A 21,718-nucleotide genomic window follows, 5' to 3' on the forward strand; every position below is an offset into this window, starting at 1 on the left:
GAACACTCTTGCGTTTGATTCGTGTAAGCGAGGGCAGGCGCCGGGCCGGAGCGCCTCCGGTCGAGGATTCAACTATTTCGCCGGGCAAGTAGCGAGCGGAACTCGCGTCGCTCCACGGCCCGCCGGCGGGGGAGGCGGGCCGTCTTGGTTCAACCCGAGAGGTGTATGTGTCCAGGCTGCAAGCCGAACACCTGTACAAGGTATTCGGCAGACGACCCGCTGACGCGGTGGAGAAACTCCGCCACGGAACCGACCGGGAGGAGCTGCGCGCCGAAGGCACCACTGCCGCGGTGATCGATGCCTCCTTCACGGTCGAGCCGGGCCAGATCTTCGTCGTCATGGGTCTCTCCGGATCCGGCAAGTCCACGTTGTTGCGCATGCTCAACGGGCTGTCGGAGCCAACGGCCGGACAGGTGCTGTTCGACGGTCAGGACCTGACCGGGCTGAGCGCCCGCGAACTGCGCGAGGTGCGTTCCAAGAAGATCAGCATGGTCTTCCAGCACTTCGCGCTCTTCCCGCACCGCAGCGTCCTGGAGAACGCCGGCTACGGCCTCGAGGTGCAGGGCGTGCCGCGCGCCGAGCGGGAGGAGCGCGCCACGGTGGCGCTCGAACTCGCCGGCCTGAAGGGCTGGGAGAAGTCCTGGCCCGACGAGCTCTCCGGCGGCATGCAGCAGCGCGTGGGCCTGGCCCGCGCCCTCGCGACCGACGCGGACCTGCTCCTCATGGACGAGTCGTTCAGCGCGCTCGACCCGCTGATCCGCCGCGACATGCAGGACCAGCTCCTGGAACTCCAGAAGCGGCTGAAGAAGACCATCGTCTTCATCACCCACGACCTGAACGAGGCCATGCGCCTCGGCGACCAGATCGCCGTCATGCGCGACGGCGAGATAGTCCAGATCGGCGGGGCCGAGGACATCCTTGTCACGCCGGCCAACGACTACGTCGCCGCGTTCACGCAGGACGTCGACCGCGCCCGGGTCCTCACGGCGGGCGCCATCATGGCCGAGCCCGAGACCGTGTTCGGCACGAAGACGGCCGAGGGCAAGGAGCTGAAGACCGCACAGGACGTGCTGTCCGCGGCCCCCGCCACGGTCGCCGCCGACACCCCCATCATCGAGCTGTTCACGCCGTGCTCCACCAGCAGCCTCCCGGTCGCCGTCACCGACGGCGAGGGCGGCCTCATCGGAGTCGTCCCGCACTCGCGTCTGCTCGCCGTGCTCGGCGAACCGATGCCCGCGGTGGACGAGTCCGGTGACACGCCGCGGGACGCGGCGCAGGTGAAGCAGGACAAGGGCGAAGGCCCCGTGAGCAAGGTGATCGCCAGTGCCTAGGATCCATATCGGCGACTGGGTCGCCTCCGGCGTCGACTGGCTGCGCGACAACTGCGAGTGGCTCTTCGACTTCATCAAGATGGTCGTCGGGAACGCCTACGACGGCGTCAACGCCGTCCTCACGTCGCCCGAGCCGCTGCTCCTCATCGGCATCTTCGCCGTGCTCGCCTTCTGGCTGCGCGGAATTCTCGCCGCCGTGGCGACCTTCGCGGGATTCGCGCTGATCGACTCGATCGAGCAGTGGGAACCGGCGATGAACACGCTGTCCCTCGTGCTCGTCTCCTGCGTGATCATCTTTGTGTTCGCGCTGCCGATCGGCATCTGGGCGGCCAAGAACCGCACCGTCAGCGGCGTCATACGCCCGGTGCTCGACTTCATGCAGACCATGCCCGCCATGGTCTATCTGATCCCGGGCATCTTCTTCTTCGGTGTCGGCCCCGTCCCCGGCATGGTCGCGACCATCGTGTTCGCGATGCCGCCGGCCGTCCGCCTCGCCGAGCTCGGCATCCGCCAGGTCGACGAGGAACTGATCGAGGCCGCCGAGGCGTTCGGCACGCACCCGCGCAACACGCTGTGGCGCGTCCAGCTCCCGCTGGCCCTGCCCACGATCATGGCGGGCGTCAACCAGGCGATCATGCTCGCCCTGTCGATGGTCGTCGTCGCCGGCATGGTCGGTGGTGGCGGTCTCGGCTCCACCGTCTACGACGGCATCAGCTCGGTCGATGTCGCGCTCGGCTTCGAGGGCGGCATCGCGGTGGTCATCCTCGCGATGTACCTGGACCGTATGACCGGTGCCCTCAACCAGCGCGTCTCGCCGCTCGGCCGGCGCGCCCTGGCCAAGGCCAACTCCGCGCTCGGCGGCCTGAAGATCATGCGGTGGAAGCCGGCCACGCCGGTCGCCATGGTCGGTGTCCTGGTGCTGGCGCTCGTCGCCGGCGGCCTGAACATCTTCGGCGGCGACGACGAGGGCCCCGCGGTCTCCGCCAACGTCGGCCAGGGCCGCTCGGTCAAGATGGGCTACATCGACTGGCCCGAGGGCACCGCCTCCACGTACCTGTGGAAGAACGTCCTCGAACAGCGCGGCTTCAAGCCCGAGGTGCAGTCGCTCGAGGTGGGCGCGCTCTACAACGGTCAGGCGCAGGGCAGCGTCGACGTGCAGACCAACTCCTGGCTGCCGGCCACGCACGCCCCGTACTGGAGCAAGTACAAGAACCAGCTCGAGGACTACGGCAGCTGGTACGACCCGACCTCGCTCGAGATCGCGGTGCCCAAGTACGTCAAGGGCGTCAAGACGCTCGACGACCTCAAGGGCAAGAGCAGCCAGTTCAAGGGCAAGATCTACGGCATCGAGCCCGGCGCGGGCGAGACGAAGCTGTACGAGGACAAAGTCCAGAACGAGTACGGCCTCAAGGGCAAGTACGAGCTGGTCAAGTCCAACACGTCGGCGATGCTGGCCCAGCTGGACCGTGCGTACAAGAAGAAGGAGCCCATCGCGGTCACCCTCTGGTCGCCGCACTGGGCATACGACAAGTACAAGCTGACCAAGCTGAAGGACCCCAAGGGCGCCTTCGGTTCGGGCGACGGCATCCACACCCTCGGCCGCAAGGGCTTCGCCGAGAAGGAGCCGCAGGTCGCCCAGTGGCTCAAGGACTTCAAGCTCAGCGAGGCGCAGCTCACCTCGCTCGAGGGCGCGATCCAGGACGCCGGCAAGGGCAACCAGGACCAGGGCGTCAAGGACTGGATGAAGAAGAACCCGGGCATCGTCGACAAGATGGCCCCGGTCGCCAAGGGCACGTACGAGAAGGGCAAGCAGGCCGGCGCGGCGCCGAACATCGGCTTCCCGGCCTGGGACGAGGGCATCGCCGCCACGTACCTGTGGAAGAACGTCCTGGAGAAGCGCGGCTACAAGCCGAAGACCACCAAGCTCGACGTCGGTCCGCTGTTCACGGGTCTGTCCACCGGGCAGGTCGACTTCGAACTCGACGGCTGGCTGCCGGTCGCGCAGAAGCAGTACTGGGAGAAGTACAAGAAGGATCTCGTCGACGTCGGGGCGTGGTACGACAAGACCACGCTCGAAGTCGCGGTCCCGTCCTACGTCAAGGGCGTCAAGACCATGGACGACCTGCGCAAGAACAAGGACAAGTTCAAGGGCAGGATCGTCGGCATCGAGCCGGGCACCGGTCAGATGACGCGTCTCAAGGACAAGGTCATGCCGGCCTACGGTCTGGACGGCTTCGAGCTGACCAGCGCGGGCACGAGCTCGATGCTCGCCGAGCTGGAGCGCGCGTACGCCAAGAAGGAGCCGGTCGCCGTCGTGCTCTGGTCGCCGCACTGGGCGTACAACAAGTACGACCTCACGCGCCTGAAGGACCCCAAGAAGACCTGGGGTGCCAACAACCAGATCAAGACGCTGGCCAACAAGAGCTTCCCGAAGAAGTACTCGGAGCTCAACGGCTGGCTGAAGAACTGGCACATGAGCCCCGACGAGCTGATGAGCCTCGAGCAGGCCGTCCAGAAGGCCGGCCGGGGCAATGAGGAAGACGGCGTGCGGAAGTGGGTCGACGCCCACCCGGGCATCGTCGACAAGATGGCGCCGGTGAAGTAGCCGGACCAGCAGCACAGTTGAGCCCCCGCCGACGGCAGCCTGCCGTCGGCGGGGGCTCGGTCGTGCCCGGGTGTCCTGCCCGGGTTCAGGCCCGGCGACGGGGCGTCAGAACTTGCGGCACAGCAGGTGCTTCCGCTGCACGAAGGCGTTCCTGACCTTGCCGGGAACGTCCTTGGCGATGATGCGGTACGTCACCGCGCGCTTGCCGGTGGGGGTGTAGCGGGGCGTGAACAGGTAGCCCTGGGTGTTGCCGAAGTCGTGGGTGTAGACGTGGTGGCCGCTGCCCGGCGTCTTGAACTTGTGGATGACGCGGCCGCCGGCGGTGGAGGAGATGATCACCTGCTGGCCCCTGCCGCAGCGCTTGGTGCCGCCCTCCGTCTCGGAGGCGTGGGCTGCACCCGCCGGGGAGAGGAGTGCGGCGGCGCAGGCGGCGAGGACGACCGTGGTGAGCTGCTTCTTCATGGTCCGATCACAGTCCCGTCTTGCTGCAGTACGCGTACACCTTGACCAGGGTCTTCGTGTCCTTGCCCGGCAGTGCGGTCACCTTCCAGTACACGTCCTTGCGCCAGGTGGGGATCTTGCGGATGCCGATGGTGCCGTCGCTGGCGTTCCAGTAGTGCTGGGAGTGGAGCTTGCCGCCCGGGCTCTTCCACGTGAAGCGGTACTTGAGCGCCGCCTTCACGGAGAGGAAGACCGTCTCGCCCCGCTTCGAGCAGCTCTTGAGGCCCTTCTTGGAGTGGAACCCCTGAGCGGCCCGGTACTCCTTGGCGGTGCTGGAGCCGGCCGTGGCGGTGGGCCGGGAGCCCTCCTGCGCGGACGCGCTGCCGACGGCCGGCAGCGCGAGCGCCGCTCCGGCGATGACTGCTGCGCACACGCCGGTGCGTATGCGGTGCTGGTGAGTGAGCATGGTTCCTTCCGGGTCAGCGCGGGCAGATCTTCTTCGGCTTGGATGTCTTGGCGAACTCGTACACGGCGTTGCCGCGGCTGTTGAAGGCGAGCGTCCAGACCTTCAGCTTCCAGGTCTGGCAGTGCGTGCCCGACATCCCCGCCGACGTCTGGGCGTAGGCGTAGCGCTTGCCCCTGGGGCCGGGCAGGTTGACCTTGTCGACCTTGTGGCCGTTGCGGTACAGCGTCACGACGTTGTTGATCTTGCGGACCTTGGAGGCCTTCGAGCAGTGCACCTCGACGTTGCCGACCACCACCGTGGTCCGCGCCGGGTGGTAGAGCTTCCGCGCGACCTTGCACTTCTTGGCCTTGGCGGTGGCCTTGACGGCGGTCTTGGCCGCGGTGGCTGCCGGGGCGTTCGCGGGCGGGCCCTGCGCGGCCTGGGCCTGGGCGACACCGCCGGCGAGGACGGTCACTGCGGAAAGTGCTGCGACGGCCGTCATCCGGCCCTGGTTCCTGACCACGTGGTGGTCTCCTCTCGTGCGACCCGCCGCAAGTTACTAGTCGTCGCCGACGCCCGGTATTGGCCGAAAGGGCACTGCCTGAAAGGGACGTGACGGGTGGCTGCCGAGGGTTGTCGGGGAATCGCCTTCGCAATGTGCAGCGCGTAATAGCAAATCCGGCGCTATGGGTGAGATCGGCGGCTTTCGGCCCGTTGGCGGCCATCTTGTGAGAGGCGGGGCGCACCGGCCGCACCGGCCGCACGGCAACCTCAGATCCACCTCAAGGAGAACTCTCCGACGCCCAGTGGCCTGTCAAAATGCCTGACAGGACCGGAAGATGGGCACTAATGGCGACATTGCGGAGCTGGCTGTTCCGGTGAGTGGAAGCGGGATCGGATCATGTAACGAACGTCCTTGGCTTCGTTGTCTCACGTGGTCAGCCGGAACGCCTAGCCGCAGCCGCGGCGATCGCCGCCGTCCACTCCGGCTCGACCCCGGCCTCCGCCGCCGCGGCGTGCAGGCGTTGCCACAGGTCGGAGCGGGTCCAGGCGGTGCAGCGGCGATGCGTGGTGGCGGGCGAGACGCCGAACACCGTGGGCAGCTGCCGCCACGGGCAGCCGCTGGTCAGCACGTACACCACCGCTGTGAACACGGCGCGTTCATCATGCGGGGCCGTGCCTCCGCCCTGCGGGCGCGCGGTGAAACCCGGCAGCAACGTACGTGCCAGTGCCCAGAGTTCGTCGGGTACGAGACGGAGTGAGAGGTCGTCGGTCACGCCCGCCATTTTGCCGTATGCCATACGCCACATGAGACATGACATTTCTGCCTCACTACTGCGAACTCATTGGCCTACAGTGCCTGTTGAGTCATGACAACGGGGAACAACGGGGAACGGGGAAGGTGACCATCGCAGTGACGATCCAGAACGCGGAGCAGAACCACCTGTGTGGCGAATCGCTGGACACACTCAAGACCATGGAGGAGCTGGAGCCCCACTGTCCGTGCCGGTCCGCGCTCCACTCGGCCATGGCGCCGCCGGCCGTCGATGACCTGACGGCCCGGGAGAGGGAGGTCCTGCTGCTCCTGGGTGCCGGGCTGCCCAATCCGGCCCTGGCCCGTCAGTTGGGGATAGCGGAGCGCACGGTCAAGGCGCATGTCGCGCGCATCACGGAGAAGTTGGGGCTGCGCAGCCGTCTCGACGCCGTGGTCCTCGCCATCGTCCACCACGGACTGCTGTGCCCGGACGGAGCGGGGACCGGAGCGTCGGCGCGCGCCTGACCGGCGACACCGCCGCTCCATCTCCACGGCCCACTGCCCACTGGCGACTGACCAAAGGATTGCTTGCACTAAAGGGCAGTGCACAAAGATTCACTATGAAGCGTTCCCCGGTCTTCCTACGCTCTTGCCCGTAGCGGAGCAGGACCGATGAACGGGGAACAACAGAATGATCATCGCGCGGACAACCGTCGCGTCACTGGCCGTGGCGGGAGCCCTGGTCGCGGGTTCGGGCGTGGCCCAGGCCACGCCCGAACCCGGCCCTGAGGCGACGGCCTCCACGGCTTCCACGGCTTCCACGGCCTCCACGGCGGGCGGCCCGAGCAAGATGGGGCGGCTCCATGAGCTCACCCGCTCCACGAAGACGAGCGTCACCGACTGGCGTCGGACGCGCAAGCTCGCCAAGGCGGGCGTCGACCGCTGGTCGTTCCGCTGGGACACCGACTGGTGCACGCGCCTGGCCGACAAGCCCGGCGGCTTCGACTTCCGGCTCTCCTGCGCGCGGCACGATTTCGGGTACCGCAACTACAAGGCGCTGATCGGCAAGAAGGCGTTCGCGGGCTCCACGCACGAGCGGCGCGTCGACAAGGCGTTCCTCTTCGACATGAACCGCCAGTGCGCCGCCCAGCCGCACAAGACGAAGGCCGAGCGCACGAAGTGCCGCAAGATGGCCAAGGCGTATTACGACCGGGTCAGCTGACCCCGCCGCACTGACACCGCCCGGCCGGGCGCGGCGAGGCGGTACGGACGAGGCGGGGTGGGACGTGCCGTGTGGCGCATCCCACCCCGCGTTTCGCGCCGGTGGCCGGGGTCGAGTCCCTAACCTCGGTCAGGTCCCCGCCAGCCTCGGCGGGGCCCTCGCCGCCCCGCACGCCGTCCCGCGTGAATCCCCCCGTGAGCAGCCCCGCCCGTGACCGACACCCGTTCCCTCCGGGCCGTACCGCTCCTGGCCGTCCTGGCCGTCCTGGCCCTGGCTCTCCTCGGGGTGCTGCTCGGCTGGCGCCTGCCCACCGCGAGCGCTTCCCCCGCCTCCGCCGGCACCGCGCGCCTCGCCGCGCTCGCCGACGACGTGACGGCCGCCGACGGCCACCGCTACGACGCGCGGGACCACACCGGCCGCACCATGGACGCCGCGCAGATCACGCAGGCCACCGACGGCACCTATCTGGCCGTCTACCACACCCTTCTGCGCGACGGCCGCTTCCATGCCGCCGTGGCCACGTCCACCGATCTGCGGCACTGGCACCGCCGCCATGACTTCGGGCCCGGCACCCACCAGGCCTCGCTCGCCGCCGACGGGCGCGGCGGGTACGTCCTCGCGTACGAGAGGGACCCGGAGAACCACATCGCCGTACGCGGGTACGGGGACCGGGCGGCGCTGCTCGACGGGCGGGCCGACCGTGCCTTCGACGCGCCGCGCACCCTCTCGCGGTGCGCCGAGGGTACGCCCAGCATCACCGCCGTACACGGGAAGACCATCGAGCTCACCGGGCACTACCGCGCCGACTGCGACACCGACCGCCAGCTGCGCGCCACCCTCACCGGGTTCCGCGACTGGCACGCGACGCCGGACCGGCGGCTCGACCGGGCACTGCAGACGTGGGGCAACAGCGGGAACTTCGGGGACCGGGCGCCCGTCGAGCTCGACGGGCGGCGGCTGCTCCTCGTGGAGGGGCAGCGGTGGCGGGGCGACTTCGGGAGCTGGCGGACCTACGCGTACGACCCCGTGAGCGGCCGGGCCGACCGGCTGGCCCTCTCCACCCATGGCGGAAGCCGCGCCTTCGCCAATCCGTCGGCGACCCTCCTCACCGACCCGCAGGGCAGGCCTGCGTTGCTGGTCAGCCTGTTCATACCGGCGGAAGGGGCGGCTCCCGGGGAGGCGGGTCAGCTTGTCTACTGGCGGAAGCTGTAGACGGCGGTCCTCGCAACGGGGCGAAACCGTTTGGCGAACATGCGTAGGGTGCAGAAAACCCCTCAGGGTTGAGAGTGGACCGACGCGCAGAAGGGAGCCGAGGCGATGGACGAGCAGAAGGAAACCCTCCGGGTGGGCTCGGCCGTGCGGCGCCGCCGCCGGCAGCTGGAGCTCACCCTCGCCGTGGTGGCCGAGCGCAGCGGTCTCTCGGTGCCCTTCCTGAGCCAGGTGGAGAACGAGCGGGCGCGGCCCAGCAGGCGCTCCCTGCAGCGGGTCGCCGACGCGCTCCTGACGACCGACGTCGAACTGCTCGCCGCCGCCGATCCCGCGTGCACGGTCGACCTGACGCGCGCCGACGAGGGCGACGGCGAGGGCGCGGCCCCTGACGCCCGGGTGCGCGACCTGGTCCGGGGCCACCATCAGCTGCATGCCATCGAGTTCACCGGCGACCACGACGAGGGACGCGAGTTCCAGCACCGGAACGACGAGCTGATGTACGTGGTGGGCGGCGCCGTCGAGGTCGAGGCGGAGGGCAGGGCGTACCGCCTCGGGCGCGGCGACAGCCTGTATCTGACCGGCGGGGTGCGCCACCGGTGGCGGGCGACCGTGCCGGACAGCCAGGTGCTCGTCGTGGCCGTGGCCGATCACATCGAAGCCGTGGACGGCTCGCGGCGCTGAGGGGAGCGCACGGTGACTGCGGTACGGGTCGTGTCCCTGGTGCCCTCGCTGACCGAGGCGGTCGCGGTGAGCGTGCCGGGAGCGCTGGTGGGGGCCACGGAGTGGTGCAGCCATCCGGAGGATCTTGACGTCGTCCGCGTCGGTGGCACGAAGAACCCTGACGTGCGCCGGATCATCGGGCTCGCCCCGGACCTGGTGGTCGCCAACGAGGAGGAGAACCGCGCGCCCGACCTCGCGGCGCTGCGGGCGGCGGGGATCCAGGTGCTCGTGACGGAGGTACGCGATCTGCCGGGCGCCTTCCGCGAGCTGACCCGGGTGCTTGCCGCCTGCGGGGCGGGGCGGCCCGGATGGCTGGCGCAGGCGGAGACGGCGTGGGATCAACTCCCCGAGCCGGCCGCCCGGTTGAGGGCGGTGGTTCCGATCTGGCGGCGCCCCTGGATGGTCCTGGGGTGCGACACGTTCGCCGGGGACCTGCTGCGGCGCCTGGGCGTCGACAACGCGTACGCGACACACGCCGAGCGCTATCCGCGCATCCCGGTCGAGGACCTGCGGGCGGTGTCCCCGGACGTGGTGGTCCTGCCCGACGAGCCCTACCGCTTCACCCGTGAGGACGGCCCCGAGGAGTTCACTGCCCCATCGGCCCTGGTCAGCGGCCGCCACCTCACGTGGTACGGCCCGTCCCTGGCGGAAGCACCCGCGGTTCTGGGCGAGGCGCTGCGAGCAGCTTGCCGTTGAGTGTGCCGCGCAGGGTCTGGGTGAGGGCCACTGCCCAGGCGGTCACCAGGAGGGCGTACAGGGCGATCGCCAGCCAGTCGTAGACCGCCAGGCCCGTGTGTTTGCCCAGGCCCTCGGCGCCCGTGACGCACGTGCCGACGGGGAACGTGAACGCCCACCAGGTCATCGCGAAGCCCATGCCCCGGCGCCTGGCCCGCACCACCATCGCGCCCGCGAGCGCGAGCCACAGCAGGGCGAAGCCCATCACCGGGACGCCGTAGAGCACGGCGAAGACGGCGAAGCCCTGGTCGTACGGGGCGGGGACCACGCCGGTCGCGGCCGTGTCGGCGAACTTGTTGACGGCCGTCGTCGACTGGCCCAGCGGGCCGAGCACCAGGAAGAGCGCCGGAGTGAGCGCGATCGGGAACGGGCCGCCGGTCAGCAGGCGGGCGAAGATCATCGGCAGCATCACCAGGGTGGCGAGCAGGCTCAGGCCGAACATCGCGAAGCAGGCGTAGAGGAGGGTCTGCTGGGCCTGGCCCGCCGGGACGTGGGGGATCAGGAGGGGGCCGAGTGCGGCGGACACCATGGGCGCCACCAGGGGCAGCAGCCAGACGGGCGACGCCTGGCCCGGCTCCGGACGGTGCTTCACCACCATCAGGTACGGGATCGCGACGGCCGCCGCGAGGCCGATGACCGTACCGGCGACGAAGAGCACGGCGTCGAGCGCGACCGCCGCGCCCGTCCCGATCCAGTCCTCGCCCACGAGGAGGGCGCCGCCGCCGACCGCGAGCAGAGCCATGGAGAGACAGCCGTAGAAGGGCGCGACGGCCGGGTCGAGGAGATGGGCGCGGGCCTGGTCGCGGTGGTGGATCCAGTGCAGCGTCCGCGCGGCGATGAGCGTGACCAGCATGAGCAGCGAGAACGCCCAGACCGCGGTGCAGGCGGTCCGCAGGCCGGGGACGTGGACCGGCAGGGTCGCGCCCGCTCCGGCGATGATTGCCGTGCCCATGACGGAGGCGTACCAGTTCGGGCCGAGGTGGCGGGTGGCGAGGGCGATGCGGGGGGTGCCGGAGGTGGGGGACGTGGCGGAGTTCGAGGGTGCCTGCGGGTGGGCGACGGTGACCATGGTTCCACGGTCGCGCCTCGGCGGACCCCCCACCAGGAGGCATCTTCGTATGAGGACATAACCTGGGCTTATGAGTACGTCTTCTGGGTCGGCCGGTGTGTCCGATACGTCGACGGGGGCGGCGCCGCTCGCGCACCGGGTGCCGGACCTCGGGGCGCTGGAGCTGCTGCTCGCCGTGGCGCGGCTCGGCAGTCTGGGGCGGGCCGCGAAGGAGCTCGGCATCACGCAGCCCGCCGCGAGCAGCCGCATCCGGTCGATGGAGCGGCAGCTGGGGGTCGCGCTGGTCGACCGGTCGCCGCGGGGGTCACGGCTCACGGACGCGGGGGCGCTCGTCACGGACTGGGCGCGGCGGATCGTGGAGGCGGCGGAGGCGTTCGACGCGGGCGCGCAGGCGTTGCGGGACCGGCGGGACTCGCGGCTGCGGGTCGCGGCGAGCATGACGATCGCCGAATATCTGCTGCCGGGCTGGCTCATCGCGCTGCGGACGCAGCGGCCGGACACGGCGGTGTCGTTGACGGCGGGCAACTCGACCGCGGTCGCGGAGCGGCTCCTGTCGGGGGAGGCGGACCTCGGCTTCGTCGAGGGGCTCGCGGTGCCGACCGGCCTCGACTCGGCGGTCATCGCCCACGACAGCCTGATCGTCGTCACGGCGCCTGGCCACGCGTGGGCGCGGCGCGGAAAGCCGCTGGGGGCGGGGGAGTTGGCGGCCACACCGCTGATCCTGCGGGAGGAGGGTTCGGGGACCCGGCAGGTCCTTGACGCGGCGCTGGGCGGCCTGGCCCGCCCGCTGATCGAGCTGTCGTCCACCACGGCGGTGAAGGCGTCCGCGGTGAACGGGGCGGGGCCCGCGGTGCTGAGTGAGCTCGCGGTGGGGGAGGAGTTGTCGGCTCGGCGCCTGGTGAACATTCCCCTGGAGGGGGTTCAGCTGCGCCGCGCCCTCCGGGCCGTGTGGCCCACGGGGCACCGTCCCACGGGGCCGGCCCGCGACCTGCTTTCCCTCACCCGGGCGGGGACGGCTTAGCTTTCCCCGGGTTGGGGGTCCCTGCCCCCGCCTTCGGCGACTGCTTTCCGCCTTCGGCGGACTTTCCCACCCGCCCGTCCGGTACGCCGGGTAATCGGGTGGGTGGGTGGGAAGGTCCTGGCGAGGGTTGACCAGGCGTCGCGGATCCGGGCAGGGCAGGTGCCTCCCGGACCGGGGGACCCGCTAGCCCCGGGGTCGCGCCGCCCGGACCAGGGCGGACATGACCCGGAGGTCCTCACCCATCTCCGGGTGCCACTGCACCCCCAGTGCCCAGTGCGGGGACGGGAGTTCCACCGCCTCCACGGTGCCGTCCTCGGCGTGGGCCGACGCGATCAGGTCCTTGCCGAGCCGGTCCACCGCCTGGTGGTGGTACGTGGGGACAGCGGTCGACGGCTCCGGCGCGATGGACTCGTACAACGTGCCCGGCACCGGCTTCACCCCGTGCGTGCCGAAGACGCCCACCGCCTCCACATGCCCCTCCAGGTGCTGCACCAGCGTCCCGCCGAGCGCCACGTTCAGGAGCTGCATCCCCCGGCAGATGCCGAGCAGCGGCGTCCCGGACGCCAACGCCGCCCCGATCAGCGCCAGCTCCCACGCGTCCCGCTCCCGTGCCGGGGGGCCCGTACGCTCCTCACGCTCCGAGCCGTAACGGACCGGCTCGACATCGGGCCCACCGGCGATGACCACGCCGTCGAGCCGGGCGACGACTTCATCCGCGTACGAAGGATCGTCCGGCGGGAGCATCGCGGTGAGTCCGCCCGCCGCCTGGACCAGCCGCGGGTAGCCGGCGGGGAGCAGCGCCGCGGGCAGCTCCCACACGCCCCAGCTCGCCTTCGCCTCCAGGTAGGTGCTGACGCCGATCAGCGGTCGGCGGGTGGTCTCACTGCTCACCCTCGTCTCCCGTCAAGTTCCGTCGCGACATGCTCGACATGCTCAGTCGCGTTCCAGTTCCGCCTCCGCGGCGGCCAGCGCCGCGAACTCCTCCTCCGGCGCCCGCGCCACCAGATGCTTGCGGCTGTAGAAGCCGAAGTACGCGATCGCCACCACGTATACCGCGAGCGCGATCAACGCCGCCGTCACGTCCACCAGGAACGTCGCGACCAGCGCCGAGCAGGCGAGGACCAGCGCCACCGAAGAGGTCACCATGCCGCCCGGCGTACGGTACGGCCGCTCAAGGCCCGGCTCCCTGCGACGCAGCACGATGTGCGAGAGCGACATCAGGGCGTACGAGATGGTCGCCCCGAACACCGCGACGTTCAGCATCCGCGCACCGTCCCCGGTGGCCGCCGCCAGGCCGAAGCCGATCGCCCCGGGGACCAGGAGACCCAGGTACGGAGCCTTGCGGCTGCTCGTGAGCGACAGGAACCTCGGCAGGTAGCCCGCCCTCGACAGCGCGAACAACTGGCGCGAGCCCGCGTAGATCAGGGAGAAGAACGACGCCACCAGGCCGGCCAGACCCGCGTAGTTGACGATGCGGCTCAGCGCCGTCGCCTCGCCGCCCGGCTGCAACGCCTCCACCAGCGGATTGCCCGCGCCCTGGATCGCGTTCGCGCCGCGGGCCCCCGCCGACGCGAAGAAGGTGAGGAGTGCGAGGACGACGAGGATGGCCATCGACCAGCGGATCGCGCGAGGCAGCGTGCGCGCCGGGTCCTTCGTCTCCTCGGCCGCCAGCGGCACGCCCTCCACGCCCAGGAAGAACCACATGCCGAACGGGAACGCCGCCCAGATTCCCAACAGCCCCATCGGCAGCCAGGAGTTGGAGCCGAACGCGTTCGCCTCCACGGGGATGTCGTTCAGCTTCGACGCGTCGAAGTCCATGAACGCGCCGACCGCGAAGACCAGCAGCGCCGCCACCGCGATGCCCGTGACGACGAAGCTGAAGCGCAGCGCCTCGCCGACACCCCACAGGTGGATGCCGATGAAGACGACGAAGCAGGCCAGGTACACCGGCCAGCCGGAGGTGAGCCCGAAGAGGCCGAGCGACTCCACGTAGTCGCCGATGAAGATGGAGATCGCGGCCGGCGCCAGGATGTACTCGATGAGGATCGCCGTGCCGGTGAGGAAGCCGCCCCACGGGCCGAGCGCCCGGCGTGCGAAGCCGTAGCCGCCGCCCGCGGTGGGCAGGACCGACGACAGTTCCGCCAGTGAGAAGACCATGCAGGCGTACATCACGCCCATGAGCGCCATGGCGATCGCGAGGCCGCCGAATCCGCCCTCCGCCAGGCCGAAGTTCCACCCCGAGTAGTCGCCCGAGACGACATAGGCGACGCCGAGCCCGGTGAGCAGCAGCCAGCCCGCGCTGCCCCGGCGCAGCGTTCTGCGCTCCAGATAGTCGTCCGCCGGTTCGGCGGTACTCGTCTTGGGGGACTCCACGGTCATGGCACGGCTCCTATGCGGCGGCACTGCGGTGGGGTGACTCAATGGAACGGATCCATACCTTTGCCGTGCCGGGTACGAGAAATCAAGACCCCTGCGTTACGCCGCGGTTAATCGCCCCTGGCTCCGCCCCTTATGTCAGGAAACCCCGCAGCAAGGCGGCCGTACCGCCGCAGTGCTCGCGCATCATCTCCCGCGCGCCGTCCGCGTCCCCGTCGAGTACCGCCTCGACGAGTGCGGTGTGCTGGCGCTGCGAATGCTCCAGGTTCCGTACCAAGAGCGGGATGCAGTCCAGGAGGTCGTTGACGGTCGCGCGGACCGCCGCGTACTGCGCGGTGAGCGAGGGGGAGCCGCACAGCTCGGCCAGGGTCAGGTGCAGGAGGGTGTCCAGGCGGCGGTACTCGGAGAGAGGTGCCTCGTGGGTCTGCGCGAGCGCCGTGCGCAGCCGCTCGCGCTGCTCCCCGCTCAGGCCGTGCGCCGCGCAGAGCCCGGCCGCGCCGACCTCAAGGACCTCGCGGAACCGCAGTGCGTCCTCGACGTCGACGTCCGCCACGCGCCGCCGCAGCTCGTCCTCGCCCGCCGCCTCGGGGCGCGGGCGGACGAACGTCCCCCCGTACCTGCCCCGCCGCGACTCGACGAGGCCCTGGTCCTGCAGCACCTTGAGGACCTCGCGCAGCGTGACCCGGCTGATCCCGAGCCGTTCGGCCAACTCCCGCTCCGAGGGCAGGCGTTCACCGCCGGGCACCAGGCCGAGGCGTACGACCTGGAGGATCTGTTCCAGGGCCTCCTCGAAGCCGTTGCCCGCCCGTACGGGACGTAGTACCGGCGTGAGCCGGTCGTCGGCGGTCGCGGCGGCCGTCTCTGCCGCCGCCCCCGGGGTCGTCCCCGCGGCTCCGTCGGCATCCGTGTGCGACATCTGGCCGTACCCCCTTCCCAATCAATGGTTCTCGGCAATACCTTATGGCTCTCGGCTGACCCAAGGAGGATTTTCCCGTGGCAGACCGCACACCCCCGCTCGGGATCGAGGAGCTGCGTGCTCTCGTCACGAGCGGCGAGATCGACACTGTCGTCCTGGCCTTCCCCGATATGCAAGGGCGGCTGCAGGGCAAGCGGTTCGCCGCCCAGTTCTTCCTGGACGACGTCCTGGAGCACGGCACGGAGGGCTGCAACTACCTCCTGGCCGTCGACGCGGAGATGAACACCGTCGAGGGCTACGCCATGTCCTCCTGGGACCGCGGCTACGGCGACTTCGCCATGCACCCGGACCTCAGCACCCTGCGCCGTGTCCCCTGGAACGAAGGCACCGCGATGCTCATCGCGGACCTGGCCTGGAACGACTCCTCGCCCGTCGTGGCCGCGCCCCGCCAGATCCTGCGCCGCCAGCTCGACCGGCTGGCCGAGCTCGGCTACACCGCCAACGTCGGTACGGAGCTCGAGTTCATCGTCTTCAAGGACACGTACGAGCAGGCCTGGGACGCGGGCTACAAGGCCCTGACCCCGGCCAACCAGTACAACATCGACTACTCGGTGCTCGGCACGGGACGCATCGAGCCGCTCCTGCGCCGCATCCGCAACGAGATGGCCGCGGCCGGACTGGTCGTCGAGTCGGCCAAGGGCGAGTGCAACCCGGGCCAGCACGAGATCGTGTTCCGCTACGACGACGCCCTCGTCACCTGCGACCAGCACGCCATCTACAAGACCGGCGCCAAGGAGATCGCGTCCCAGGAGGGTGTCTCGCTCACCTTCATGGCCAAGTACAACGAGGCCGAGGGCAACTCCTGTCACATCCACCTCTCCCTCGCGGACGCGGACGGCACCAACGCCATGGCCGGTGACGGACCCGGTGGCATGTCGCCCGTCATGCGGCACTTCCTGGCCGGACAGCTCACGGCGCTCCGCGAGTTCTCGCTGCTCTACGCGCCCAACATCAACTCCTACAAGCGGTTCCGGCCCGGCTCGTTCGCGCCGACCGCCGCCGCCTGGGGCTACGACAACCGCACCTGCGCGCTGCGCGTGGTCGGCCACGGCCGCTCGATGCGCTTCGAGAACCGCCTCCCCGGCGGCGACGTGAACCCGCACCTCGCGGTCGCCGGACTCGTGGCCGCGGGGCTGCACGGCATAGAGCAGAAGCTCGAACTGCCCGAGGAGTGCACGGGCAACGCCTACACCGGCGACTACGCACACGTCCCCACCACTCTGCGCGAGGCCGCCGAGCTCTGGGAGAACAGCGCCATCGCCAAGGCCGCCTTCGGCGACGAGGTGGTCGCGCACTACAGCAACATGGCGCGGGTCGAGCTGGACGCCTTCGACTCCGCGGTGACCGACTGGGAGCTCCGCCGCTCCTTCGAACGCATGTGAGGCACCCTTGCCCGACGCACAGAACCTCGAAGCACTGAACCTCGAAGTACTGAACCCGGCGACCGAAGAGGTCATCGCGACCGTCCCCGCCGCCACGCCCCAGGACGTCGACGCGGCCGTCGTGCGCGCGAGCGCCGCACAGGCGAAGTGGGCCACCGCTGCCCCCGCCGACCGCGCCCGTCTGCTGCGCCGCTTCGCGGTGGCCGTCGACGACCACCTCGAAGAGCTGGCCCAGTTGGAGGTGCGCGAGGCCGGTCACGTCATCGGCAACGCGCGCTGGGAGGCCGGCAACGTCCGCGATCTCCTGGACTTCGCCGCGGGGGGAGTGGAGAGGCTGAGCGGCCGTCAGATCCCGGTACCCGGCGGCCTGAACGTCACGATCCTCGAACCCCTCGGGGTCGTCGGCGTCATCGCCCCCTGGAACTTCCCGATGCCGATCGCCGCCTGGGGCACCGCCCCGGCGCTCGCGGCCGGCAACGCGGTCATCCTGAAGCCCGCCGAGACGACACCGCTCACCGCGCTCCGGCTCGCCGAACTCGCCCTGGAAGCAGGCCTCCCCGAAGGTCTCTTCCAGGTCCTGCCCGGCGCGGGCGCCGTCGCGGGCAACGCCCTGGTCGAGCATCCCGGCGTCGCCAAGATCGTGTTCACCGGCTCCACGGGCGTCGGCAAGCAGATCATGGCCAAGTGCGCCGCCCGCGTGAAGCGCGTGACGCTCGAACTCGGCGGCAAGAGCCCGAACATCGTCTTCGCCGACGCGGACGTGGAGGCCGCCGCCCTCGCCACGCCCATGTCGTACCTCGACAACTCCGGCCAGGACTGCTGCGCCCGCACCCGCATCCTCGTCCAGCGATCGGTCTACGACCGCTTCCTGGAGATCGTGCGGCCCGCGGTCGAGTCGGTCGTCGTCGGTGACCCGTCCGACGAGAAGACCCAGATGGGTCCGCTGATCTCGAAGTCGCAGCTGGAGCGCGTGCGCTCGTACGTACCGTCCGGCACCGGAATCCACGGCGCGGCCCCCGAGGGCCCCGGCTTCTGGTTCCCGCCGACGCTCCTCACCGACGTCGACCCCGCGTCGCCGGTGGCGACGGAGGAGGTCTTCGGGCCGGTCGCCGTCGTCCTCCCCTTCGATGACGAGGCCGACGCCATCCGCCTCGCCAACGCGACCGAGTACGGCCTCTCCGGCTCCATCTGGACGCGTGACGTGGGCCGTGCGCTGCGGGTCTCGGGAGCCGTCCAGGCCGGGAACCTCTCCGTCAACTCGCATTCCAGCGTGCGCTATTGGACCCCGTTCGGGGGTTACAAGCAGTCCGGGCTCGGCCGTGAACTCGGCCCGGACGCGCTCGCCGCCTTCACGGAAACCAAGAACGTCTTCATCAGCACGGCAAGCACCGAAAGCACGGAGGCCTGAAGCCCTATGTCAGAAAACATCTGCCGCCGCCTCGTGGGCCGCACCGCCGTCATCACCGGCGCCGGCAGCGGCATCGGCCTCGCCACCGCGCGCCGCCTCGCGTCCGAGGGCGCGCACGTCGTCTGCGGGGACATCGACGAGAGTGCGGGCAAGGCCGCAGCCGACGAGGTCGGCGGGACCTTCGTCAAGGTCGACGTCACCGACGCCGAGCAGGTCGACGCGCTCTTCAAGACCGCGTACGACACCTATGGCTCGGTCGACATCGCCTTCAACAACGCGGGCATCTCGCCGCCCGACGACGACTCCATCCTGGACACGGGCCTGGAGGCCTGGAAGCGCGTCCAGGAGGTCAACCTCACCTCCGTGTACCTGTGCTGCAAGGCCGCCATCCCCTACATGCGGCGCCAGGGCAAGGGCTCCATCATCAACACCGCGTCGTTCGTGGCGAGGATGGGCGCGGCGACGTCCCAGATCTCGTACACGGCGTCCAAGGGCGGCGTCCTCGCCATGTCCCGCGAGCTGGGCGTGCAGTTCGCCCGCGAGGGCATCCGCGTGAACGCCCTGTGCCCCGGCCCGGTCAACACCCCGCTCCTCCAGGAGCTCTTCGCCAAGGACCCCGAGCGGGCCGCGCGCCGCCTCGTCCACATCCCCGTGGGCCGCTTCGCCGAGGCCGACGAGCTCGCCGCCGCGGTGGCGTTCCTCGCCAGCGACGACTCCTCGTTCGTGAACGCCACCGACTTCCTCGTCGACGGCGGCATCTCGGGCGCCTACGTCACGCCCGTGTAGTCCACCCGCCCGTGTAATTCACCTTTCAGCAACCACCCCGTCAGCCGGGCGTCGCACGACGCCCGGCTGACCTGCGTAAACACGGGAGTGTGTTCGTGAACTTCAAGCGCCGCGCCGCCGCGGCAGCAGCAGTGACAGCCGTCGCCGGAGCCGGTCTCATCACCGTCCAGGCCACCGCGGAAGCCACCCAGCCCGTGCGGTCCCAGCCGAAGGACTGCCCCTCGCTCACCGTCTCCACGGGCTGGTACGGCGACAACAAGGCCCGGCTCCAAAAGATGATCGACACGTACGGCCGCTGCGGCGACAGCGGGGGCAAGGGGGCGGCCAAGCCCGTCGCCACCTTCGACTGGGACAACACCGTCATCAAGAACGACGTCGGCGACGCCACCATGTTCTGGCTCCTGCGCAACGGCAAGATACGTACGCCCCGGAACGCCGACTGGCACACCACGAGCCGCTATCTCACCGACCCCGCGGCCAAGGCCCTCGCCAAGGCCTGCCCCGCCGACGGCGCCACCCTCCCCACCGGCCGCGACACGGACTGCGCCGACGAGATCACCTCCGTCTACGGCGAGGGCACCACCACCGGCGGTGCCGCGGCCTTCGCCGGCTTCGACCACCGGCGCATGGAACCCCAGTACGCCTGGCTCGCCCAGCTCACCCGCGGCTGGTCCACCCGGCAGGTCAAGGGCTTCGCCGCAGCCGCCCGCAAGGAGAACCTCGCCGCACCCGTCGGCACCGAACAGCGCGTCGGGACCGGCAAGTTCACCGGCTGGGCCCGTTACTACGACCAGCAGCGCGACCTGATCCGTACGCTCAAGAAGGCCGGATTCGACGTCTACGTGGTCTCCGCGTCGCCCGAGCCGGTCGCCGAGGTGTGGGCGAAGAGCGTCGGCGTCGACGCCCGGCACACCATCGGCATCCGCAATGTCACCGCACACGGGAAACTGACGGCCCATCTGGAGGGCTGCGGCACCGTCAAGGACGGCGACGACTCGATGATCACGTACATCGACGGCAAGCGCTGCTGGATCAACCAGGAGATCTACGGCGTCCGTGGCGCGGCGGCCGAGAAGGTCCAGCCGGCCGCCGGGCGCCAGGTGTTCGCGGCCGGCGACTCCGACACCGACATCTCCTTCCTGCGCGACGCCACCGGCCTTCGCCTCGCCCTGAACCGCAACAAGAACGAGCTCATGTGCCGTGCCTACGACAACGGCGACGGTCGCTGGCTGGTGAACCCCATGTTCATCGAGCCCAAGGGCAAGCTCGCGAAGCCGTACCCGTGTGCCAGCACCGGCTACACCGAACGGGACGGCGGGGAAGGCCCCGTGCGCCGCGCCGACGGGTCCGTCATCCCCGACCAGAAGGACACGGTGCACGGGGTCTGACCGCTCCGGGGGATTGATGTACGGTCCATGCGCATGCGTAACAGACATGCCTTGGCGTTGACGCTGGCCACGGCCGCCGCTCTGGCGGCCGTGCCCGCGTCGCTCCCCGCGGCCGCCGCCACGCCCGCGAACCCCTCCGCTGCGAAGGCCCATTGCCCGCAGCTCTCCAAGAAGCTGACCTGGTTCGGCGACAACCGTGACCGGCTCCAGCAGATGATCGACGAGCGCGGACGCTGCGGCTCCCACCGGGGTCACGACCAGAAGCGTCCCGTCGCCGCCTTCGACTGGGACAACACGGTCGTCAAGAACGACATCACCGACGCGACGATCGCCTGGTCCCTGCACCACGACAAGATCCTGCGTCCCGCGAGCTGGAAGTCCACCAGCAAGTGGCTGACGGACGAGGCCGACCAGGCGCTCACCAAGGCCTGCGGCACGAAGGTGCCGGTCGGCAAGCCGCTGCCCACCTCCACCGACACCGACTGCGCCGACGAGATCTTCGAGGTCCGCGAGGACGGCAAGACGATGAGCGGCGCCGCCGCCTTCGCGGGGAAGTGGGACCACCGGCACACCGTCCCGCAGTACGCCTGGGTGCCCCAGCTCTTCGCCGGACACACCGTGCCCGAACTGGAGTCGTACGCCGCGAAGGCCCGCAAGCAGGTCCTCGCCGCCCCCGTCGGCGCCACCCAGAAGGTCGGCACGCACGAGATCCCCGGCTATGCCCGCTACTACGACCAGCAGCGCGACCTGATCCGCACGCTCAAGAAGGCCGGGTTCGACGTCTACATCGTCTCGGCGGGTTCGGAGCCGGTGACGGAGGTCTGGGCTGGTGGCAAGGGGGGCGTCGGCATCGACCGCGAGCACACCATCGCCATCCGCTCGGTCCTCGACCGCAAGGGCCGGATCACCACCTGGAACCAGGGCTGTGGCGACGTCCCGCGGAACAAGGGCGAGGCCATCCCCTACATCGACGGCAAGCGCTGCTGGATCAACCAGGAGATCTACGGCGTCAAGGGCAAGTCCGCCTGGGACAGGCAGGACCGGTCCCACCGCATCGCGCTCGGCGGCGGTGACGCCGACACGGACGTGACGTTCGTCGGCGACGCCACGGGCGCCCACCTCGTCCTGAACCGCAACAAGAACGAGGTCATGTGCCGTGCGTACGACAACGCCGACGGCCGCTGGGTCGTGAACCCCATGTTCATCGAGCCCATGAAGCAGAAGCCGGACCTCTACCCGTGCTCGACGGCCGCGTACAACGCACCGGACGGCAGCAAGGGCCCGCTCCTGCGCGGGGACGGCTCGGTCGTTCCTGACCAGGTGGACGCGGTGTTCTGACGGTCCCGACT

The 21,718-nt window shown here is 70.1% G+C and carries 21 protein-coding genes; 13 read left to right on the forward strand and 8 right to left on the reverse strand.

Annotated elements, in window-relative coordinates; all coding sequences use genetic code 11:
- The first annotated feature begins 167 nt into the window (after positions 1–167).
- Entirely contained in the window at positions 168–1,331 is a 1,164-nt protein-coding gene (locus OG302_RS33435; RefSeq protein ID WP_371530176.1) for a glycine betaine/L-proline ABC transporter ATP-binding protein, read from the forward strand.
- Complete coding sequence (locus tag OG302_RS33440; protein WP_371530177.1) at positions 1,324–3,936, forward strand: ABC transporter permease/substrate binding protein; 2,613 nt, start codon at positions 1,324–1,326, stop codon at positions 3,934–3,936. The genes OG302_RS33435 and OG302_RS33440 overlap by 8 nt, the downstream gene beginning before the upstream one ends.
- Before the next feature lie 105 nt (positions 3,937–4,041).
- Here OG302_RS33440 and OG302_RS33445 read toward each other — a convergent pair whose 3' ends face one another.
- From OG302_RS33445 to OG302_RS33460, 4 genes are all read right to left on the reverse strand, one after another.
- Positions 4,042–4,398, reverse strand: a complete 357-nt coding sequence (locus tag OG302_RS33445) for a hypothetical protein (protein WP_371530178.1) — start codon at positions 4,396–4,398, stop codon at positions 4,042–4,044.
- A 7-nt stretch (positions 4,399–4,405) separates the two neighbouring features.
- Positions 4,406–4,843, reverse strand: a complete 438-nt coding sequence (locus tag OG302_RS33450) for a hypothetical protein (protein WP_371530179.1) — start codon at positions 4,841–4,843, stop codon at positions 4,406–4,408.
- Positions 4,844–4,856: 13 nt separating this feature from the next.
- On the reverse strand, positions 4,857–5,345 hold the full coding sequence (locus OG302_RS33455; protein WP_371530180.1) for a hypothetical protein: 489 nt from the start codon (positions 5,343–5,345) through the stop codon (positions 4,857–4,859).
- Between the two features lie 415 nt (positions 5,346–5,760).
- Positions 5,761–6,123: a transposase gene (locus OG302_RS33460; protein ID WP_371530181.1), complete on the reverse strand. Its 363-nt coding sequence runs from the start codon at positions 6,121–6,123 to the stop codon at positions 5,761–5,763.
- A gap of 101 nt (positions 6,124–6,224) precedes the next feature.
- Between OG302_RS33460 and OG302_RS33465 the strand changes: the two genes are divergently transcribed.
- The 5 genes from OG302_RS33465 to OG302_RS33485 all read left to right on the forward strand — a co-directional run bounded on the left by OG302_RS33465 (position 6,225) and on the right by OG302_RS33485 (position 9,924).
- Positions 6,225–6,602, forward strand: a complete 378-nt coding sequence (locus OG302_RS33465; RefSeq protein ID WP_361834241.1) for a helix-turn-helix transcriptional regulator — start codon at positions 6,225–6,227, stop codon at positions 6,600–6,602.
- A gap of 166 nt (positions 6,603–6,768) precedes the next feature.
- Positions 6,769–7,299: a phospholipase A2 gene (locus tag OG302_RS33470; protein WP_371530182.1), complete on the forward strand. Its 531-nt coding sequence runs from the start codon at positions 6,769–6,771 to the stop codon at positions 7,297–7,299.
- Between the two features lie 210 nt (positions 7,300–7,509).
- Complete coding sequence (locus tag OG302_RS33475) at positions 7,510–8,511, forward strand: hypothetical protein (RefSeq protein ID WP_371530183.1); 1,002 nt, start codon at positions 7,510–7,512, stop codon at positions 8,509–8,511.
- Positions 8,512–8,616: 105 nt separating this feature from the next.
- Positions 8,617–9,189 carry a helix-turn-helix domain-containing protein gene (locus OG302_RS33480; RefSeq protein WP_371530184.1) on the forward strand — a complete coding sequence of 191 codons (573 nt, stop codon included), beginning with the start codon at positions 8,617–8,619 and terminating at the stop codon, positions 9,187–9,189.
- A 12-nt stretch (positions 9,190–9,201) separates the two neighbouring features.
- Positions 9,202–9,924, forward strand: a complete 723-nt coding sequence (locus OG302_RS33485) for a helical backbone metal receptor (RefSeq protein ID WP_371530185.1) — start codon at positions 9,202–9,204, stop codon at positions 9,922–9,924.
- Here OG302_RS33485 and OG302_RS33490 read toward each other — a convergent pair.
- Positions 9,851–11,032 (reverse strand): TDT family transporter, encoded by a 1,182-nt coding sequence (locus OG302_RS33490; RefSeq protein WP_371530186.1) that lies wholly within the window; start codon positions 11,030–11,032, stop codon positions 9,851–9,853. The two genes, OG302_RS33485 and OG302_RS33490, sit on opposite strands and share 74 nt — an antisense overlap.
- 70 nt (positions 11,033–11,102) lie before the next feature.
- Between OG302_RS33490 and OG302_RS33495 the strand changes: the two genes are divergently transcribed.
- Complete coding sequence (locus tag OG302_RS33495) at positions 11,103–12,053, forward strand: LysR family transcriptional regulator (RefSeq protein ID WP_371530187.1); 951 nt, start codon at positions 11,103–11,105, stop codon at positions 12,051–12,053.
- Between the two features lie 183 nt (positions 12,054–12,236).
- Here OG302_RS33495 and OG302_RS33500 read toward each other — a convergent pair whose 3' ends face one another.
- From OG302_RS33500 to OG302_RS33510, 3 genes are all read right to left on the reverse strand, one after another.
- On the reverse strand, positions 12,237–12,944 hold the full coding sequence (locus OG302_RS33500) for a gamma-glutamyl-gamma-aminobutyrate hydrolase family protein (protein WP_371530188.1): 708 nt from the start codon (positions 12,942–12,944) through the stop codon (positions 12,237–12,239).
- Between the two features lie 42 nt (positions 12,945–12,986).
- Entirely contained in the window at positions 12,987–14,432 is a 1,446-nt protein-coding gene (gene eat / locus OG302_RS33505) for an ethanolamine permease (RefSeq protein WP_371530189.1), read from the reverse strand.
- Positions 14,433–14,562: 130 nt separating this feature from the next.
- Positions 14,563–15,345, reverse strand: coding sequence for a FadR/GntR family transcriptional regulator (locus OG302_RS33510; protein ID WP_371530190.1), 783 nt, complete (start codon positions 15,343–15,345; stop codon positions 14,563–14,565).
- A gap of 77 nt (positions 15,346–15,422) precedes the next feature.
- On the opposite strand from OG302_RS33510, the gene OG302_RS33515 reads away from it, so the two are divergent.
- From OG302_RS33515 to OG302_RS33535, 5 genes are all read left to right on the forward strand, one after another.
- A complete protein-coding gene (locus OG302_RS33515) occupies positions 15,423–16,787 on the forward strand; it encodes a glutamine synthetase family protein (protein ID WP_371530191.1) in 1,365 nt (454 codons plus the stop codon).
- Positions 16,788–16,794: 7 nt separating this feature from the next.
- A complete protein-coding gene (locus tag OG302_RS33520) occupies positions 16,795–18,195 on the forward strand; it encodes an aldehyde dehydrogenase (protein WP_371530192.1) in 1,401 nt (466 codons plus the stop codon).
- Positions 18,196–18,201: 6 nt separating this feature from the next.
- Positions 18,202–18,981 (forward strand): 3-oxoacyl-ACP reductase, encoded by a 780-nt coding sequence (locus tag OG302_RS33525; protein ID WP_371530193.1) that lies wholly within the window; start codon positions 18,202–18,204, stop codon positions 18,979–18,981.
- Between the two features lie 95 nt (positions 18,982–19,076).
- Positions 19,077–20,369 carry an HAD family hydrolase gene (locus OG302_RS33530; protein ID WP_371530194.1) on the forward strand — a complete coding sequence of 431 codons (1,293 nt, stop codon included), beginning with the start codon at positions 19,077–19,079 and terminating at the stop codon, positions 20,367–20,369.
- Positions 20,370–20,402: 33 nt separating this feature from the next.
- Positions 20,403–21,707 carry a haloacid dehalogenase-like hydrolase gene (locus OG302_RS33535; protein ID WP_371530195.1) on the forward strand — a complete coding sequence of 435 codons (1,305 nt, stop codon included), beginning with the start codon at positions 20,403–20,405 and terminating at the stop codon, positions 21,705–21,707.
- Positions 21,708–21,718: the final 11 nt, after the last annotated feature.

The sequence above is a fragment of the Streptomyces sp. NBC_01283 genome, from assembly GCF_041435335.1.
In the GTDB taxonomy this organism is placed as follows: domain Bacteria; phylum Actinomycetota; class Actinomycetes; order Streptomycetales; family Streptomycetaceae; genus Streptomyces.

What these genes read in the sequence shown, in the direction of transcription:
- OG302_RS33445 (WP_371530178.1), bottom strand. Translation starts at nt 4,398, where the DNA reads ATGAAGAAGCAGCTCACCACGGTCGTCCTCGCCGCCTGCGCCGCCGCA.
- OG302_RS33450 (WP_371530179.1), bottom strand. Translation starts at nt 4,843, where the DNA reads ATGCTCACTCACCAGCACCGCATACGCACCGGCGTGTGCGCAGCAGTC.
- OG302_RS33460 (WP_371530181.1), bottom strand. Translation starts at nt 6,123, where the DNA reads ATGGCATACGGCAAAATGGCGGGCGTGACCGACGACCTCTCACTCCGT.
- OG302_RS33470 (WP_371530182.1), top strand. Translation starts at nt 6,769, where the DNA reads ATGATCATCGCGCGGACAACCGTCGCGTCACTGGCCGTGGCGGGAGCC.
- OG302_RS33480 (WP_371530184.1), top strand. Translation starts at nt 8,617, where the DNA reads ATGGACGAGCAGAAGGAAACCCTCCGGGTGGGCTCGGCCGTGCGGCGC.
- OG302_RS33490 (WP_371530186.1), bottom strand. Translation starts at nt 11,032, where the DNA reads ATGGTCACCGTCGCCCACCCGCAGGCACCCTCGAACTCCGCCACGTCC.
- OG302_RS33495 (WP_371530187.1), top strand. Translation starts at nt 11,103, where the DNA reads ATGAGTACGTCTTCTGGGTCGGCCGGTGTGTCCGATACGTCGACGGGG.
- eat (WP_371530189.1), bottom strand. Translation starts at nt 14,432, where the DNA reads ATGACCGTGGAGTCCCCCAAGACGAGTACCGCCGAACCGGCGGACGAC.
- OG302_RS33510 (WP_371530190.1), bottom strand. Translation starts at nt 15,345, where the DNA reads ATGTCGCACACGGATGCCGACGGAGCCGCGGGGACGACCCCGGGGGCG.
- OG302_RS33525 (WP_371530193.1), top strand. Translation starts at nt 18,202, where the DNA reads ATGTCAGAAAACATCTGCCGCCGCCTCGTGGGCCGCACCGCCGTCATC.
- OG302_RS33535 (WP_371530195.1), top strand. Translation starts at nt 20,403, where the DNA reads ATGCGTAACAGACATGCCTTGGCGTTGACGCTGGCCACGGCCGCCGCT.